Raw genomic sequence first — 17279 nt, forward strand, 5'->3', positions numbered from 1 at the left:
GACGCTTCGGTCAACCGCGGCAATTCGGGCGGTCCGACCTTCAACCTCAACGGCCAGGTGATCGGCATCAACACCGCCATCTTCTCGCCGTCGGGCGGCAGCGTCGGCATCGCCTTCGACATCCCGGCCTCGACCGCCAAGCAGGTCGTCCAGGATCTGATGAAGAGCGGCTCGGTCCAGCGCGGCTGGCTCGGCGTCGAAATCCAGCCGGTCACCTCCGATATCGCCGAATCGCTCGGCCTGAAGTCGGACAAGGGCGCGCTGGTATCGAGCGCCCAGGATGGCGGGCCGGGCAAGAAGGCGGGCATCGTCGCCGGTGACGTCATCACCCAGGTCGACGGCAAGGATGTCGCCTCGCCGAAGGAGCTCGCCCGCATGATCGGTGCGTTCGCGCCGGGCAAATCGGTCGACGTCACCGTCTGGCGCAACGGCAAGAACGAGACGGTCAAGGTCGATCTCGGCACGCTGCCCGCGAGCGACAAGCAGGCTTCGAACGACGACAGCAACAACAAGCAGTCGGCGCCCGCTGCCAAGCCTGACAAGCTCGCCGATCTCGGCCTGACCGTTACCAAGTCGGACAACGGCAAGGGCCTGGTGGTCACCGACGTCGATCCCGACAGCGAGGCGGCTGACCGCGGCGTCCAGCCTGGCGACGTCATCACCTCGATCAATTCGAACGAGGTGAACACGACCGACGACGTCTCCAAGGCGATGACCGATGCCGCCAAGGCCGGCCGCAAGGCCGTGCTGATGCAGATCACCCGCGACGACTCGAACCGCTTCGTCGCGCTGCCGGTCGGCAAGGGCTGAGGCATCAGCGTTCAGATTTTCCCTGCGGCGGTATCAACCACCTCGCGCCGCCGCCGGGAAACGCAGTTCGGATTCGCTCTGTGCTCCTCCAGGTCGCTGCCCGATTGGACGGTCGCGATGTTTGCTTCGCGGCCCTCGCCAGCAGACAGGGCTCGCCCGGAAGAAATGCTGGAGGGCAAGGTTCCTTGTTGCATGAAGGGCTCAATCCCCTAATGCGGCTTGACAGCGGTTTTCGCGAGAGATTCCAAGGGCCAGCGATATCTCTCCCTGACAGAGGAAAGGCGGGTTGGCTTTTGGAGGCGCCCGCCGGCTTAGGCCGGAAGCTGCGACTGACACATGCCCTTTATTGCCGCGCCCTTCGCCGCAGACGTTCAGAACGAGCAGCTTTCAGCTCTGTTTTGCGGGCGGGACGTCTTGCCCCTCAAGCCCGGGCAGACGCACTTCTGCGTCGCCGGTCGGCGGGAATCAGCTCTTTGTTCCGCTCGCCTGTCAGTTCGGGTGCAGGCTCGCTGAATTCGCCCGCCACAACTGCACGCGCCCGCTCCAGCATGGCGGGGATCTCCCGGGCAGGCAGGGGTCGACTGAGCAGGAAACCCTGTGCCTCGGTGCAGCCTTCCCGTCGTACCCGATCGAGTTGCTCGGCTGTCTCGACCCCTTCGGCGGTGGTCTGCATTCCAAGGCTGCTGCCGAGGCTTGTGACGGCCCGAATAATGGCGACGGAGCTGTCGACGCCCCCGGCATCCTTTATGAAGGACTGGTCGATCTTGATCTTGTCGAATGGAAAGGAGCGCAGGTAGCTCAAGCTCGAATATCCGGTTCCGAAGTCATCCATCGCGATATGCACACCCAGCAAGTGGATCTGTTTCAGCATCGCGAGAGTGGCCTCGGTGTTGGCCAGCAGCACGGTCTCGGTGATTTCAAGCTCGAGACGGCTCGCGGGCAATCCAGAGGCATCCAGGGCTGCGACGATCGTGGCGAGCAAGCGAGCGTTGCGAAACTGCGTCGGCGAGAGGTTGACGGCAACCCTGATACCTTCGGGCCAGTTTGCCGCGTCGAGGCAAGCTTGCTTGATCACCCATTCCCCAATCGGAACGATCAGGCCGATCTCCTCGGCCAAGGGGATGAACTCGGATGGCGAAACGATGCCCCGCACCGGGTGATGCCAGCGCAACAGCGCCTCGAAACAGCTGACCTCGCCGCTTTCGAGATTGAGGAGCGGCTGGTAGTAGATTTCGAACTGCTGCCGTCCCAACGCGTCGCGCAGATCGAGCTCCAGAACCCGCCGCGCCTGCATGCGGGCATCCATGTCCGGCTCGAAGAACCTGTATGTTCTGCGGCCCTCCGCCTTTGCCCGATAGAGCGCCATGTCGCCGTTCTTGAGCAGCTGGTCGGCGTTTGTGCCGTCGTCAGGCGCAATCGAGATGCCGACGCTGGCGCTGACCGTGACGCCATTGCCGTCAGCGATATAAGGCGCGCTCAGCGCATCAATGATGCGTTGCGCAAGGCTGGTGGCCTCGACAGGCTGATCGACCCCATTTTGAACGACCACGAACTCGTCGCCACCTAGTCTGGCAACCGTATCTTCCTCGCGCACGATGTGCTTCAGCCTTGCGGCGACCTCCTTGAGCAAGGCGTCGCCAACCGGATGCCCTAGCGTGTCGTTGACAGTCTTGAAGTTATCCAGATCCAGGCAAAGGAAAGCTACCTTGCAATCTCTGCGGGCCATCTCGGCCAAGGCTTCCTCGGCGCGCTCGCGAAACAGTATCCGGTTTGGTAGGTCGGTAAGCCCATCATGGCGCGCCATGTGGGAAATGCGCGCCTCGCTGCGCCGCAAGTCGGTCACATCGTGGTGCGTGGCAAGCCATCCGCCGCCTGGCAGCGGCTGGTGGATGACGTCGATTGTGCGCCCGTCCCTTAGCTCCACAAGGCTCACGACACGCTCAGCGCGCTCAATGGTCGCCGACAGCTCTTCCAGGTACTTGTCCGGCTGGAGGCCTACATAGAGCCCCGCCGCAATCCTGAACCGCATCAAATCGGCCCACTGCGACCCCGGACGGGTCAGGGCCTCTGGCAAGTGGTAGAGGTCAGCGTAGGTCTGATTGCAAAAAATCAACCGCCGCTCGGCATCAAACATGCACAGGCCCACCGGCATGTTCGCGGCAGCGGCAATCAGATGCTGCCGTTCCGTTTCAGCCTCGCGAGCGAACGCCTCGCTGCGCTCCAGGCTGGCGCGGTAACCGGCGAAGGCCGAGAACAGGAGCCCGATCTCGTCGCGTCGGTCTCTTTTCAGCGCCACAAGCGTTGAGGCACGATTGCCCTGCGTCAACCGGTGCATCGCCTCGCTGACAGCGAGGATAGGCTTGCTGACATTTTGACGAATCCAGGCGACAAGCACGCCGAGGCATACGGCGGCAAAGACGATTGCCACCCAGGTCAGTTGCTGTGCGATGCTGTAGGTGCGGTCCGCCATGACCGCGGCAGCCGTGCTGCGCTGATTGGTGAGCGCCAAGAGGCCGTCCAGCCGCTGAGCCGCCGCCGCAACCGTGGGGAGCGAAACCGCCTCGAACTCGTTCGCTGCCTTCGGCTGGTCCGCGGTATCGAGAAGCGGAATGATCGATGACAGGGAGTCTTGATACGCCGTCCACAGATTGACGAATTGATCGAACAGTTCCTGCTCGGCCGGCGATCCGGCACTCCTGCGGTAGGCGCGGCGATCTCGGAGCATTTCGTCGCTTTCTCTCGCCATCTGCTTGTCGATGTCAGCCGTTTGCTGAGCGTCGGTGGTACGCATCCGCAGGGTGGCGTAAAGCCGATGCTCCGCAAGGTTGCGCTTCATCTCGCCGACGATCTGGACCTGGGGCAACCAAATTCCGGTGATCTCGCTCGTGACCTTATTCAGCGACCGCAGCTGTGCGACCCCAAACACCCCGACCGTCACGGTGAAGAGCAACGCCAGTCCAAAGCCCAGCGAGAGCTTGCTGCCGACACTGACGTCCCTGAACCATTTCATATGGACGCTGACCTGATAAGCTCAGTCCCGCCCGCAGGCGCGAGTGGCGGGTTATTTGGAGGCGCCTCGCCAGAATCGCGCTCAAGTATTAAAGCTCACTTAAGGCGACGTTTAACACGATTTGTTGCTGGTCATTTTCTGCCTTCAATGATGCATCGCCGGAACACTTTCCGGTTACCCGCTTGGATAAGGAGATACTCGCGGCTCACAGGATTGCGCGAGTTGGGCTAGTATTCTTCTGGACGCCGAGGCATTTCACTACGTATCCAATGAACGGCAGCTGTCGGAGGAGACCGTTGAAACGCGACTGCTTACCAAGCCATGACCCATTGATTTGGGATGAAGAAGGCCCTTGAAGATCAGGCCGGCTCAGTGGCCCAACGCAGCTGATTTCGTAATTCACAGCGTTCTTGAAACATTCGAATAGTCCGATCGCAGCGCGGTTGTGACGATGATCGATCCGCAGCGCGCGCGCATTCGTCTCCACGTCACCATCGCCACGAGGGAGCTGCAGTGCGAGCACGTCGCCGATGCTTTGGAGCAGCGATACGGGAAAGAAAACGTCTACTTCAACAGTACCACAACAGCCCTGTGCGCGCCGGCCAGCAGCTCTCCCTGGCGAGCCGCCCCGATCCTGTCGAAGGTCATTCGGCGGAGTCTCAAGGAACCGTCCCTCTGATGGAACCTTGCCACAGCGACCCAGTTTGGCTCTGCATGGCCCCTTCCCTCAAAACTTCGCAGCTGTCCACACGTTCGGCCCAACAGGTATTTGAGGATCATCTCCGGCTGAGACTGCAAGGTCGTCTCGAGGAGGATCTGGCGCGCAACTATGCTGCTGACGTTATTCTCCTCACAGTTAACTCGAATGACTGTGGCCATGACGCGCTCAGGAACTCGGCAAGAAGATTGAGAGATCAACTGCCCGGCGCGAAATTCGAGTTGATCAAGAAGCAAGTGCGTGAGCGCTACGCACTGCTTATCTGGCGTGCAAGCTCCGAGCGCTTCGACGCTGCGGACGGTGCCGACACCTTCTTCATTCAGGACGGTTTGATCCGCCTGCAAACGATCCACTACAGGCTTCTGTTGAGCGCGGACTATTAGTACGTTGGAGGCGCGCGGAACTTCTTCTGAGTGGATTGGTTGCATCCTGATAACGACGAAAGCAGTGGCAATGACAGGTCCAAAGACACGCGATGCTCATCATGCCGGAGAGGTGGTCGATATAAATTCGGCGACCATTGACGAGCTCATGGCGGCCGGAGGGCTCAACCTCGCGCAGGCAAGTGCAGTTATCGAGGCCAGGCCGCTCGCGAGTTGGCGGGAAGTTGCGCGGCTCCCCGGATTTGAGCCGGAAACGATCAATCGCCTGAAAGCAGGCAGACTAGAGATTCGAACGCTGTAATTCCCGCTCGTCGAGGTACCCGACAGCCCCGGTGAAGTCGGATAGTGGTCCTGAGCAGCAAGACCGTTACACGCACGGACGACCGCCCCGACAGGCACTGCCGGTGAGGATCTGACCACGGAGCCGCGCCCTTGGGGTACCTGTGTCGGTTACGCTCATTTGCTGGGCAGCGCGTACGCGATCACGGCGTCACCGTTGCGCGTACCCAACCCGCCATGACCACCAGCGGCAATCGCTATATATTCGCGACCGTCGCGGCCTTGATACACCGCCGGCGTTGCTTGCCCGCCCGCCGGCAGCCGCGCCCGCCATACGACCTTGCCATTCCGCTCGTCAATCGCGCGGATGTAATCGTCGGCATAGGCTCCGACGAAGATCAGCCCGCCTGCGGTAATGGACGAGCCGCCGATGTTGAAGATGCCGGTCGGCAACGGAAGGTCGTAATGGGTCTTGAACAGCCCCATGTCGCGTGTGGTTCCAACGGGCCGCTCCCAAACAATTTGGCGGGTGGAGAGATCGATCGCGACCATTTTGCCCCAGGGCGGCCGCATGCACGGGGCGTCCAGTACGTTGAGCCACGGCTTCACCGTAACTTCGTAAGGTGTTCCGTATTGCGGACCGTTGGCAAACTCTGGCGGTTGCGGATAAGGCTGTCCGCTCTCCCACCCGGCCCAAGGATAAATCAGTCCCTTCCTCACCGCCTCATCGTGCGGCGTAGCCTTGGAGGTGAAGGGGATATAGCTTGTGTTGGCGACGAACAGGTGGCGCGCAGGGTCGATTGCTCCACCTTGCCAGTCGACCACGCCGTCGAAAGCCGGGTAGAGGATGGAGCCTTGCGTGGTCGGCGGCGTAAAGAGCCCATCGTTTCGGCTGCCGGCGAGCTTGATACGGCAGAGCATCTGGTCGATCGGGGTCACGCCCCAAGTGTCTACACCGGTCAACCTGGCGGGCGTCAGGCTTGGCATTCCCACGGAATAGGGTTCCGTCGGGGAGAGCTTATCGCCGGGCAGACCGTCCTGCGGGACCGGCTTCTCGTCAACGGCGGCGAGTGGGTGCCCGTCCCGTCGATCGAGCAGGAATAGCTGGCCATGCTTCGTGGTCTGCACCATCGCAGGCGTGCCGTCAGGGAGGTCGACGAGGCTGCCGGCGATCGGCAGGTCGAAATCCCACACGTCGTGATGGACAGTCTGGAAGTGCCAACGCTCACGCCCGCTGTCGATCTCGAGCGCCACAATGGCGGAGCTGTACTTCTCGTCGAACGGCCGCCGTTTGGCGCCCCAGTAGTCAGGCGTGGCATTGCCCATAGGCACGAAGACCAACCCAAGCTTGTCGTCCGCCGTGTATGCGCCCCAGCCGTTCGGGGTACCGCGTGTGTAGATTTCGCCGGGCTTCAAGGGCGAGGTTGGATCGGCGCGACCCATGTCCCAGGCCCAGGCTAGCTTGCCGCTGCGGGCGTCGAAGGCGCGGATCACCCCCGACGGCTCGCCCTCCGTCTGATTGTCATATACCCAGCCGGAAAGGATGATCTTGCCGCGGGCGATCATCGGCTGCGAGGTGATGAAGTGGAAACCGGGTGGCACCACGCCCATGCCCTGTCTCAGGTCCACATAGCCGTTCTCGCCAAAGTCCGGACAGAGCTGGCCCGTTCGCGCATCCAATGCAAACAAGCGCGCGTCGGCTGTCGTCGAGATGATCCGTTCGGAGCAAGTGTCCCCTGTCGCGCCGAGCGTCGCGTGCGCGACGCCTCTGCAGGCGAGATAGATATTGGACCTGGTGTCGTTCTGCGGGTGGAAACGCCAGCGCTGATCACCGGTAACGGCGTCGAGCGCCACGACGTCACGGTGCGGCGTACACAGATACATGGTGTCGCCGACCTTGATCGGCGTTGCTTCGAAATTGAACTCATGGCCATGAGCGTTCTCCCCAGGGCGGGGCATGTCGCCTGTGTGAAAAGTCCAGGCGACCTTAAGCTGGTTGACATTGGCGGGGGTGATCTGCGTGAGAGGCGAGTATCGATGCCCGTCCGCAGTGCGGCCGTAATACACCCAGTCGCCAGGCGCGACGTCGAACTCGGGATTGCTCACGGCGGAGGCCGATGCGATCTGACCGTTCTGCCGCCAACGTTGGGCGGTTGTCATCCAACCGGCGGCGAACACGAGCGCGATCAGCGCAACGTACGCGCCGGCGCCGATCCAACGGTATGCCGCGCGAAGGCCGAGCCGTCCGGCGACCCAGGGCATCGCTATCCACAGACCCAAGACTGCTGGCGCTACCAGCCGCGGCAGCAGCGCCCAACCGTCGAGCATCACTTCGTAAAGGGACCAGACCAAGGTGAAAGCAAGGACGACGCCATAGAGCCAAAACCCAAGCGGTCGCTGCAGAAGGATCAAGGTGCCCGAGGCGATCAGGAGGAGTCCGGTCACAACGTAGTAGATGGTGCCGCCGAGCCACACAAGATCTGCACCGCCAACCGCAAGTACGGCGCCAATCAGAGCGACGAGGAGGCCTGTGACCCCGGTAAGGCTCAGGAATCGAGAGCGCATCGTAACCTCCATCGTTTCCGGTTGGCGCGATTGCCTTCCCATGAACAGGAACGCAGGGCTTGCAGGAGCGCCAACCGCGGTGTCCCTGCTTTGCGGCTTTGTGGTCATGCCTGGCCCCGCCGACCGCAGATGTCCCCAGCTGCGAAGCAGCCACCCAACGCGGGAAGAGCAACGCCGTCAGGCGCGCCGGCCGCGCTGCCGGCGGAGTTCTTCTACGTCCCTTCCGAGGCGCCTCCGGCTCATCTGCGGCTGCGTCAGATCGGGCCAGGCGTCATGCCGTTGCCGTGAATGCCGTTGGACACGAGTTGCTTCTTCTCGCAGCCATGCCCAAACCGTGCCGAGATCATTAGGTTCCTTGCTCTTGCCGGCAACGGCGAAACGACCTGGTCAGGTTCTTTCTTTCGCCAAGGGTTCGAAAGCGAAGCGGCCTCGGGACCGCCATAAGCTAAAGGGCACGGGTACCTTGCCGTGGCGTCCGCCCCGGATCGAGGCTGGCAACGAGGCAACCAAAGAGAGCCTTTTGGAATGTGCGACGCGCCCAGTGGCTGCTTTGACGAGCCGACCCAGTCAAACGCGCTGCCCTGGCGCGGCGCCACATCACCGTGGTCTCTCGCGTCGCTTACGAGCTGCCCCGTCTCATCGCCACTCGGCGCTCAATCGCGCTCCGAAAGGGATCGGCGGAGGGAACATTTTCCCGCCACCGCGGTTTGGCCGCACGCGTACTCGGAATCATGGTCGCGTCGTGAAACCAAAAAAAGTCAGCCGCCGCGAATTCCTGGCGGCCAGCGCCACCGCCGCAGCGGCAGCCGGAGCCGGAGCCATTGGCACGACCCCGGCCTTTTCACGTGATGTCCATGGTGGCGACAAAGATCCGTGGCTGCCGCATCAGGCCGACGCTCCGCATCCCCTCCAGGCCCCTGACTACAAGTTTTTTACACCCGAGGAGGCGGCTTTCATCGAAGCCGCAACCGAAAGGCTCATTCCGGATGACGCCGTGGGCCCCGGAGCCAAGGCATGCGGCGTCGCGCTGTTCATCGATCACCAATTGGCCGGCGCCTACGGTCGGGCACAGGGCTGGTACATGCAAGGCCCCTGGTCAAAGGGAGAGGAGACGCAGGGCTATCAATCGCGCCTGACTCCTTCTGCGCTCTATCGTGCAGCCATCAAGGCTATAGAGGACCACGTCGCTTCCTCACATTCTGCCACGCCTTTCGCCGGCCTCGCACCAGACGAACAGGACGCCATCATAAGCGATCTCGAGAAAGGCAAGCTCGACCTTGGCGGTGTGGATGCCAAGACCTTTTTCAAGATGCTCTGGCTGAACACCAAGGAGGGCATGTTCAGCGATCCCATTTATGGCGGGAACAAGGATATGGCGGGATGGAAGATGCTTGGGTTTCCGGGCGCGCGCTACAATTATCTCGATTGGGTGGATCGGCACGGACAACGCTATGATCAACCGCCAGTCGGGATCCGCGGCCGTCCGGAATGGAACGGGGAAGGCTGACGCATGGTCCACAAGCTTCCGTCCGTCGACGTGGTCCTGGTCGGCTTCGGCTGGACCGGAGCGATCATGGCGCAGGAGCTTACGGAAGAAGGGCTCGAGGTGCTCGCGCTGGAGCGCGGCAGCTGGCGCGACACGGGAACCGACTTTGCGCCCAGCTTTATTCAGGATGAGCTGCGCTACCGCTATCACGGGCATCTGTTCGAAGAGACCGCTCAGGAGACCTTGACCTTCCGCAATACCCCCGACCAGACGGCTCTTCCGATGCGGCGGCTCGGCTCTTTCCTGCCCGGCACGGGCGTCGGCGGGTCCATCCTTCACTGGAACGGCCAGGCCTGGCGCTTTCTGCCCTATGATTTCCAGATTCGCAGCCAGACCGTCGCGCGATACGGGAATGCCGCGGTTTCGCAGGATATGATGCTGCAGGACTGGGGCATCACCTATGACGAGCTAGAGCCCTACTACATGCGCTGGGAGGAGCTGTGCGGCATCGCTGGCCAGGCCGGCAACGTCAACGGACAGAAACAACCGGGCGGCAATCCGTTCGAAGGGCCTCGCTCGAAACCCTACCCCACGCCGCCGATGAAGCAGACCTACGGGCCGACGCTGTTCGGCCAAGCAGCGGCCTCTCTCGGGCTGCATCCATTTCCGTGCCCTTCGGGCAACATGTCGCAAGCCTACACCAATCCGCTCGGTGTCACGCTGGCGCCCTGCACCTATTGCGGCTTCTGCGAGAAATTCGGCTGCGGCAACTATTCCAAGGCCAGTGCTCAGACGACCATCCTGCCTGTCCTGATGCGCAAGAAGAATTTCACCGTTCGCACGGAAAGCGAGGTCACGCGGGTCAATGTCGACGCTTTCGGCAAGCACGCGACCGGCGTCACTTACGTCGATGCCCAGGGCAACGAATTCGAGCAACCGGCGGACCTCGTCATTGTATGCGCCTATGCCACGCACAACGTGCATCTGCTGATGAGCTCCGGTATCGGCAAGATCTACGATCCAAGCACCGGCCAGGGAACGCTCGGCAAGAACTACTGCTATCAGCTCACGCCTTCGGTCGACTTGTTCTTCGATGACAAGCTTCTGAACCCTTTCGTCGGTGCGGGTGCACTGGGCGTCATCGTCGACGACTGGAACGGCGACAATTTCGACCACACCAGCCTCGGATTCATCCATGGCGGGTATATCGCCGGCTACATGACGACGGGACGCCCGATTGAAACGGAACTATTGCCGGAAGGAACGCCGAAATGGGGCGCCAAGTGGAAGAAGGCCTTTGTCGAAAATTATCTCAAGTCGATGTCCGTATCGCTCATGGGGGCGGTCATGCCGGACAAGTCGAACCATCTCGATCTCGATCCGACCTACCGCGATGTCTATGGCCGGCCGCTGATGCGCATGACGTACGACTTCAAGCAGAACGAACTGAAGATGCAGGATTTCGCCATGGGCAAGATGGTGGAGATCGCGCACGCCATGAAGCCTCGCGAAATCAAGAAATCGGCGCGCGGACCGCGCTACGACATTGAGCCCTATCAGTCGACACACAACACCGGTGGCGCCATCATGGGCGCCAGCCCCGCCGACAGCGTGATCAACCGATATCTCCAGCACTGGGACGTGCCTAATCTGTTCGTGGTTGGCGCCAGCGCCTTCCCCCACAATAGCGGCTACAACCCGACCGGGACGGTAAGCGCTCTTGCGCTGTGGGCAGCGGATGCGATCCGCCGCCAGTACCTCAAGCATCCCGGCCCACTGGTGCACGCATGACCAGGCGCCGCGGGCTCGTCCCGGTGGCAGGTGCCGCAGCGCTCGGCGCGGTGTTCGTGACGCTGGGTTCCTTCGCACATGCTCAGATCGGTGATTTCGCCAGGCAGGAGCGTGGACGATATCTGGTGGCGGCGGGAGATTGTGCGGCTTGCCATACTGCGGATGACGGCAAGCCCTTCGCGGGCGACAGGCCAATCGAGACGCCCTTCGGCACGATCTACTCCGCCAACATAACCCCGGATCCGGAGACCGGCATCGGGGCATGGACCGAAGAGCAGTTCTACCGAGCCATGCACGAGGGCCTGGCCGCCGATGGCCGGCGCCTTTACCCGGCCTTCCCTTATCCCTGGTTCACCAAGGTGACGCGCCAGGACGTCGACGACATCCGCGCTTACCTGCGCACCGTCGCCCCGGTGCGGGCCAAACCGCGCGACAACGAATTTATCTGGCCGCTCAATCACAGGTTTGCCATGGCCGCATGGAACGGCCTGTTCTTCACGCCCGGCGAATTCCAGCCCGGCAAGGATAAGTCCGCCGAATGGAATCGCGGGGCCTACCTGGTTGAGGGGCTCGGCCATTGCGGCGCCTGCCACACGCCCAAGAATGTTTTCGGCTCGTCGAAGACGTCGGATGCCTTTCAAGGCGCGGAGGTGCAGAACTGGTTCGCGCCCAACCTGACGGGCGACAAACGCACCGGCCTGGGCTCCTGGAGCGAAGAGGACATCGTGGCCCTTCTCAAAACGGGCCACAATGCGCGCACGACTGCCTATGGTCCGATGGGCGCAGTGGTCAAGGACTCGACATCGAAGCTCACGGACCAGGATCTGCAGGCAATCGCCACCTTCCTCAAATCCTTGCCTGCCTTTACGCCCAATTCTGCTGGCGACGCCGATCAAAAGATGCTCAGCGCCGGAAAAGCAATTTACGGGGACGATTGCGCTGCATGCCACCAGCTCGGCGGCGAAGGTGTCGAGCGTGTGTTCCCGTCGCTGAGGGGCGACGCGGTCGTGCAATCAGAAGAACCGCTATCGATGCTTCGCCTCATTCTGAACGGTGGCCATGCCGCAGCGACGCCGAAGAACCCCAACGACAAGACCATGCCATCGTTTGGCTGGAAGTTGTCGGACGAACAGGTCGCTGCGCTCGCCACTTATGTTCGTAACGCCTGGGGCAACCGCGCGGCTCCGGTGACTGCGGAAACGGTCCGGAAACTGCGCAGCTCCACCGACAGCGTTACCGGCGCATACTAACCTGGCGCGCTGCCCTCCGACACCCTCTCTTTCGCGAGATAGCATCGCCGATGCCGCCGATCAGAGCGGCTAGGCCGCGATCGGTTTTAGCCCGATAGCGATGTAGGGATTAGGCCGGTAACCGCCGAGCACGCAGAATTGGCCGGCCAAGCGACGGCAGCGCCAATGCGTCTACTGGCCGACACCTCCGCTGTGACAGGAAGCTGGGCAGCAAGTCGAGGGCTGCGCCGGTTTGCCGGCCCGCGGCTACATCCTTTCCTTGATGCCGGCCTTGAGCAGCCACCAGTTGACAGGATAGCTGGTCAAGAAACCAGCGATCATGGCGAGTTGCATCATGAACCAGAACTCGACCGAGTCAGCTGTCAACGAGACACCGAGGACCGGCCGAAAGACCCCGAACTGGGCGAACGCCATGAAGCCGTACATGCCGACTTGCCATGCCGTCAGAGACAGCGTGTCCGCCTTCAACGCCTCAATCAGGCCATCCCTCACCGAGAGACCGCGCATCGGCCTGATGGTGAAATATTGAAAGGCTACGCCGAGGAGGAAGGCGAGCAGGTAGTCCAAGATCCAGACCGCGAACATCTTCTCGTCGAACAAACTGCGCCACCCGAACCAGAGCGCCACGCCGGGAAAAAACGTTGCGAGCGATTCCGCCACGATGTCACCCAAGGTGCAACCGGCTCCACAATGCAGCGCCCCTTTGCCGACCATCACGGGGAAAGGTGTGTCGGGCGTGCGCCGCCGAGACTTGGTCGCGCTGCCGATAGCCGATCTTCCGAATTTCAAGTAGCCCCACAAAACCAGCACCGTTCCGAAAAGCGCGGCGACGGGCCAGACGATGTTCATGACCCACATCGGCTGCGAGCGGTGCGTCTCATCCCAACCAATCCAGCCTGCCGCCAGAACGCCGCTGACCAACGAAAGCACACCAAGCACATGCAGCCAGAGCGGTACCATGTCGTTCCGGACCTTTCGCAGCCTAATCCGGTGGAGTTCATTGCGACCTCATCACCCCAGCCCTTGCATCGGCAATCAATCGCCCCCACACCGAGGATCTCGTTGTGGCGGTGCAGCAGGGCGAACAACAGATGCATCGCAGCGGCCGGCCGTTTCGCTGACGCGTGCTCACGCGCGCGGGAGCCAAGCGCCTAAAGGATTGCGGCCGGATTTGTTCCAGAGACTGTCACTCTCCAGCTGTCGTTTGCACTGCACCGAGAAGAAGGAAGCAAGCGCTTCAGCAGGCTCGGGGTCAGAAAAAAATGTCAAATAAACTTGAGCGCTCGAGCGGAACAAACCCAATCCTCTCTGGTTCGCCCTCTATAGAATGCTTCGGGAGGAACTCATGTTAACTCGTTCTACAATCATCAGCGGCCCTGTCGCGCGCCTGCTCCTAGCACAACCCGTCGGTTCAGTTGTCGCGGCGCCAGCCGTTGTCTCAAACGTGCCGGTCCCGTCTAATGTGACGCAGGCGCGGTACCATCATGGCCACCGCCTCATACTGCGACGGAACCATGCATACTGGCATGGCCACAGAGGCTACCGACACTATCGGCCAGGTTATCGCCGATACGATGGATGGTGGTTTCCACCAGCGGCATTCGCCTTGGGCGCCATCATCGGGGGCGCCCTGAGCCAGCATGGCCCCGTATCCAGCCGGCACGTCCAATGGTGCTATGACCACTATCGATCCTACCGGGCATCGGACAACACATTCCAGCCCTACCACGGCCCTCGCCGGCAGTGCCGATCCCCTTATGAATAGGCTCGTGGACCGGCAAGATCAGCTGGAGCACCTCAGGCCATGCAAATGTGGAGCCGAGACGTGACTCGCGGAATAGCAATTGCCCTGATTGTTGTTGTCGTCCTGTTCGCCGGCTTTCTCCTGCTTCGGGGACCCTGGTCTTCCGCGGGCGGATCGGGCGGAGAGACCCCGCACGCGCTTGATACGCGCCCATAGCAGCTAGCCTGGCGCACATTGCCCTTCGCTCCGCCGCGGATCGGCGCGAACAATCATTTCCAACAGGAGGCTGCCCGATGTATCGGCTTGTCCTTTCGGCAATCATCATATTGACAGGCGCTGTCCTTGTCCTCGGAGGCCTCTGGTTGGCTGCCTTGGGCGGCAGCTGGTTCTATATCGTGCTGGGCGCGATGCTCGCCGCATCCGGGTCGCTGATCGCGATGCGCAGACCGGCTGGAGCGGGCGTTTATGCGGTTACGATCCTGGTCACGCTGTGTTGGGCGTTATGGGAAGTAGGCTTCAACTGGTGGGCGCTAGCACCGCGGGGCGGGCTGCTGCTGGTTCTAGGTATCCTCGTGCTCCTGCCGGCCATCGTAAACGCCTTCAATGTGCCCTACCGGATCACAGCCGGGTTTGACGCCAACAACGCAGCACTGGCCGCAGTCATCGTGTTGGCGGCGGCTGTCGGCATCTATTCGATGTTTCAGGACCCAGACGACGTTTCCGGCACATTCAATCAGGAGCGCATGGCGGCGGCGGCGGCGGCAACGGACGAGGGAACTCGCCCCGGGCAATGGGTTGCTTATGGCCGCACCTCAATGGGCCAGCGCTTCTCCCCGCTCAATCAAATCACGGCGGCTAACGTCGACAAGCTACAAGTCGCGTGGACCTACAAGACCGGACAGATCCGTGACCAGAATGATCCCCAGGAAACGACTTACGAGGTCACTCCGCTTATGGTCAACGGAACGGTGTACATCTGCACTCCGTTCAGCACGGTGATAGCCCTCGATCCCGAGACGGGCAAAGAGAAATGGCGGTTCGACCCGAAGCTGAAGCAGCCGCCTCGGGACACCACCCAGCATATGACCTGCCGAGGCGTGGCCTACCAGGAGGCCACACCGGCCGACCTGCCGCCGGAAGTCTCTCTCGCACCTGACTCGGCCACGGCCGGCAGCCAGGCTGCCGCCGATCTCCAGCAAAGCGTCGACGAAGTGACGACCCAGTCCGCTGGCGTACCGCAGAATGTGGTGACCGGACACGCGCAGGCCGGAGCTCACAATCCGGTGGTCGACCGCGAGCAGCCCCCGGCGCACGTGACGCTGAGCGCCGAATGCACCAAGCGACTTTTCGTCCCCACGTCGGATGGCCGGCTGATCTCTGTCAGCGCCGACACCGGCAAGCTTTGTCCCGGTTTCGGCGGTTCGGACGGCACGGTAAACCTATGGGCCAACATGCCCAACGTGACGCCCGGCTCGTTCTATTCGACGTCTCCTCCAGTTGTCGCCGGGAACCTGATTGTCGTGGCTGGAGCCGTCAATGACAACGTTGCGACGACCTCACCGTCAGGCGTGATCCGGGCTTTCAACGCCTATACCGGGGCACTGGTTTGGAATTTCGACAGCAAGAACCCGGATGCGACCGCTCCAATTCCCAACGGCCAGACCTATTCCCACAATGCTCCCAATTCGTGGAGCGTCGCCAGTTACGACCCCAAGCTCGGGCTAATCTATTTTCCGATGGGCAACGAATCGCCCGATCAGTTCGGGGGCAACCGCGGGTCAAACACCGAGCGGTTTTCGTCCTCGATCCTGGCGCTGCATGCGGATACGGGACAGGTGGCGTGGGTCTTCCAGACCGTTCATCACGACCTGTGGGACTACGACGTGCCAGCTCAGCCGAGCCTGGTTGATCTGACGATCAACGGGCGAGAGGTTCCGGCCCTGGTGGCGCCCACCAAGCAGGGAGAGGTGTTCGTCTTGAACCGCCGAACCGGCGAACCCGTTTTGCCGGTCAAGGAGGAGCCTGCGCCGCAAGGTGCTGTCGGCGGAGACCATACGGCGCCAACGCAGCCACACTCGGCGGTGTCGTTCAGGCCAAAACCACTGACCGGAGCCGACATGTGGGGCGCGACCCCCATAGACCAGCTTTACTGCCGCATTCGCTTCCATCAACTCCGTTACGACGGTGCGTTCACCCCGCCTTCGCTCCGCGGCAGCATTGTCTATCCGGGCAATTTCGGCGTCTTCAACTGGGGGGCCATTGCCGTCGACCCACAACGCGACATTGCCTTCGCCATGCCGGTCTATCTGGCTTTCACCTCGCAACTGCTGCCCCGGCCGGACGACACAACCCGCGTCGTCAGCAAGCAGGGCGCGCCGGTGTTCAACGAAAACTTCGGTGCCCCGTTCGCCGCCAAGATGGGCCCGTTCTACTCCTTCCTCGATCTGCCGTGCCAGCGGCCACCGTGGGGGTATGTCGCTGGCGTGGATCTAAGAACGGGCAAGACGGTATACCGCCATGTCAACGGCACCGTTCGCGACCTTTCTCCTGTCCCGCTGCCGTTCAAGATGGGAGTGCCAGGCATTGGCGGCCCCATTGTCACCGCGGGCGGTGTCGCCTTCTTGAGCGGCACGATGGACAACTACGTTCGAGGCTATGATCTTCGCACAGGCCGCGAAATCTGGCGCGATCGCCTGCCGGCGGGCGGGCAGGCTACGCCGTCCACGTATCAAGCTGCGGATGGCCGCCAGTATCTGGTGGTGGTGGCGGGCGGTCATGGGTCGACTGGCACAAAGGCAGGCGATTCGATCATTGCCTACGCGCTGCCTCGTTGACTCCTGCCCCTTCCGGGCTACAGCGCGCTCCGAGCGGCGTCAGATCCGCGGTCGCGTGGGACGCATTGCCGGGCGCCGACCAGCCGGAGCCCGGCGATCTCGCGATTTGAGCGTTGAACACGGCTTCTTGGTGCGATCACCGAATCCCGGTGATAACGAAGGCGAGCCGTTTCCGTGGCTCCCTGCTGTTTTCCGGCCAAATTGCCTTGTGGCCCTGTTTGGAATTTATGCTTTGGCACACGCCCACCGAATTCTCGTGTCGCGGCGCACGCACCCGTCGCAGCGATGATGTCTCGGCGCCATCAAATCCGACGGACGCTTGAAGCGGTGAAACGGGTTCGGCTAAGACACACTCGAGCGGTCTTCCGCGCACGAGAGCTTTGCCCGGTCAGGCCTTCCACAGTGTGAA

10 protein-coding genes and 1 pseudogene are annotated in these 17279 nt (G+C 62.0%); 8 read left to right on the top strand and 3 right to left on the bottom strand.

The genetic code is table 11. From position 1 onward, the window contains the following. Positions 1-810 (top strand): PDZ domain-containing protein (locus FJW06_RS22920; protein ID WP_140754767.1); only part of this gene is annotated, 810 nt, incomplete at its 5' end. Positions 811-1231: 421 nt separating this feature from the next. On the opposite strand, the gene FJW06_RS22925 is transcribed toward FJW06_RS22920, so the two are convergent. After that, entirely contained in the window at positions 1232-3820 is a 2589-nt protein-coding gene (locus tag FJW06_RS22925) for an EAL domain-containing protein (protein ID WP_140754769.1), read from the bottom strand. A gap of 451 nt (positions 3821-4271) precedes the next feature. Here FJW06_RS22925 and FJW06_RS22930 point away from each other — a divergent pair, with 451 nt between their 5' ends. Together FJW06_RS22930 and FJW06_RS22935 are read left to right on the top strand one after the other, a co-directional pair. After that, a complete protein-coding gene (locus FJW06_RS22930) occupies positions 4272-4499 on the top strand; it encodes a hypothetical protein (protein WP_140754771.1) in 228 nt (75 codons plus the stop codon). Between the two features lie 35 nt (positions 4500-4534). After that, positions 4535-4921 (top strand): nuclear transport factor 2 family protein, encoded by a 387-nt coding sequence (locus tag FJW06_RS22935; protein WP_140754773.1) that lies wholly within the window; start codon positions 4535-4537, stop codon positions 4919-4921. A 456-nt stretch (positions 4922-5377) separates the two neighbouring features. On the opposite strand, the gene FJW06_RS22945 is transcribed toward FJW06_RS22935, so the two are convergent. Further along, the gene (locus tag FJW06_RS22945) at positions 5378-7873 is read right to left on the bottom strand and encodes a membrane-bound PQQ-dependent dehydrogenase, glucose/quinate/shikimate family (protein ID WP_246674792.1); all 2496 of its coding nucleotides are present in this window, start codon (positions 7871-7873) and stop codon (positions 5378-5380) included. Positions 7874-8507: 634 nt separating this feature from the next. Here FJW06_RS22945 and FJW06_RS30695 point away from each other — a divergent pair. From FJW06_RS30695 to FJW06_RS22960, 3 genes are read left to right on the top strand one after another with little or no spacing between them, the layout of a single operon-like run. After that, positions 8508-9272 (top strand): gluconate 2-dehydrogenase subunit 3 family protein, encoded by a 765-nt coding sequence (locus FJW06_RS30695; protein ID WP_246674793.1) that lies wholly within the window; start codon positions 8508-8510, stop codon positions 9270-9272. A gap of 3 nt (positions 9273-9275) precedes the next feature. Beyond that, positions 9276-11042 carry a GMC family oxidoreductase gene (locus tag FJW06_RS22955; RefSeq protein ID WP_140754777.1) on the top strand — a complete coding sequence of 589 codons (1767 nt, stop codon included), beginning with the start codon at positions 9276-9278 and terminating at the stop codon, positions 11040-11042. Then, a complete protein-coding gene (locus tag FJW06_RS22960; protein ID WP_140754779.1) occupies positions 11039-12292 on the top strand; it encodes a c-type cytochrome in 1254 nt (417 codons plus the stop codon). Before FJW06_RS22955 ends, FJW06_RS22960 begins: the two co-directional genes overlap by 4 nt. Positions 12293-12538: 246 nt before the next feature. On the opposite strand, the gene FJW06_RS22965 is transcribed toward FJW06_RS22960, so the two are convergent. Further along, positions 12539-13252, bottom strand: coding sequence for a DUF4396 domain-containing protein (locus tag FJW06_RS22965; RefSeq protein ID WP_140754781.1), 714 nt, complete (start codon positions 13250-13252; stop codon positions 12539-12541). Positions 13253-13811: 559 nt separating this feature from the next. Here FJW06_RS22965 and FJW06_RS30700 point away from each other — a divergent pair. Beyond that, positions 13812-14057, top strand: a pseudogene (locus FJW06_RS30700) (BA14K family protein); the annotation flags it as partial. A gap of 272 nt (positions 14058-14329) precedes the next feature. Beyond that, the gene (locus FJW06_RS22975) at positions 14330-16870 is read left to right on the top strand and encodes a membrane-bound PQQ-dependent dehydrogenase, glucose/quinate/shikimate family (protein ID WP_140754785.1); all 2541 of its coding nucleotides are present in this window, start codon (positions 14330-14332) and stop codon (positions 16868-16870) included. The last annotated feature ends 409 nt before the right edge of the window (positions 16871-17279 follow it).

Origin of the sequence: Mesorhizobium sp. B4-1-3, assembly GCF_006439355.1 — a bacterium.
Lineage (GTDB): Bacteria > Pseudomonadota > Alphaproteobacteria > Rhizobiales > Rhizobiaceae > Mesorhizobium.

Coding starts and splice junctions, on each gene's coding strand:
- FJW06_RS22935 (WP_140754773.1), top strand. CDS start 4,535: ATGGCCCCTTCCCTCAAAACTTCGCAGCTGTCCACACGTTCGGCCCAA.
- FJW06_RS22925 (WP_140754769.1), bottom strand. CDS start 3,820: ATGAAATGGTTCAGGGACGTCAGTGTCGGCAGCAAGCTCTCGCTGGGC.
- FJW06_RS22930 (WP_140754771.1), top strand. CDS start 4,272: ATGATCGATCCGCAGCGCGCGCGCATTCGTCTCCACGTCACCATCGCC.
- FJW06_RS22960 (WP_140754779.1), top strand. CDS start 11,039: ATGACCAGGCGCCGCGGGCTCGTCCCGGTGGCAGGTGCCGCAGCGCTC.
- FJW06_RS22955 (WP_140754777.1), top strand. CDS start 9,276: ATGGTCCACAAGCTTCCGTCCGTCGACGTGGTCCTGGTCGGCTTCGGC.
- FJW06_RS22945 (WP_246674792.1), bottom strand. CDS start 7,873: ATGACCACAAAGCCGCAAAGCAGGGACACCGCGGTTGGCGCTCCTGCA.
- FJW06_RS22965 (WP_140754781.1), bottom strand. CDS start 13,252: ATGGTACCGCTCTGGCTGCATGTGCTTGGTGTGCTTTCGTTGGTCAGC.
- FJW06_RS22975 (WP_140754785.1), top strand. CDS start 14,330: ATGTATCGGCTTGTCCTTTCGGCAATCATCATATTGACAGGCGCTGTC.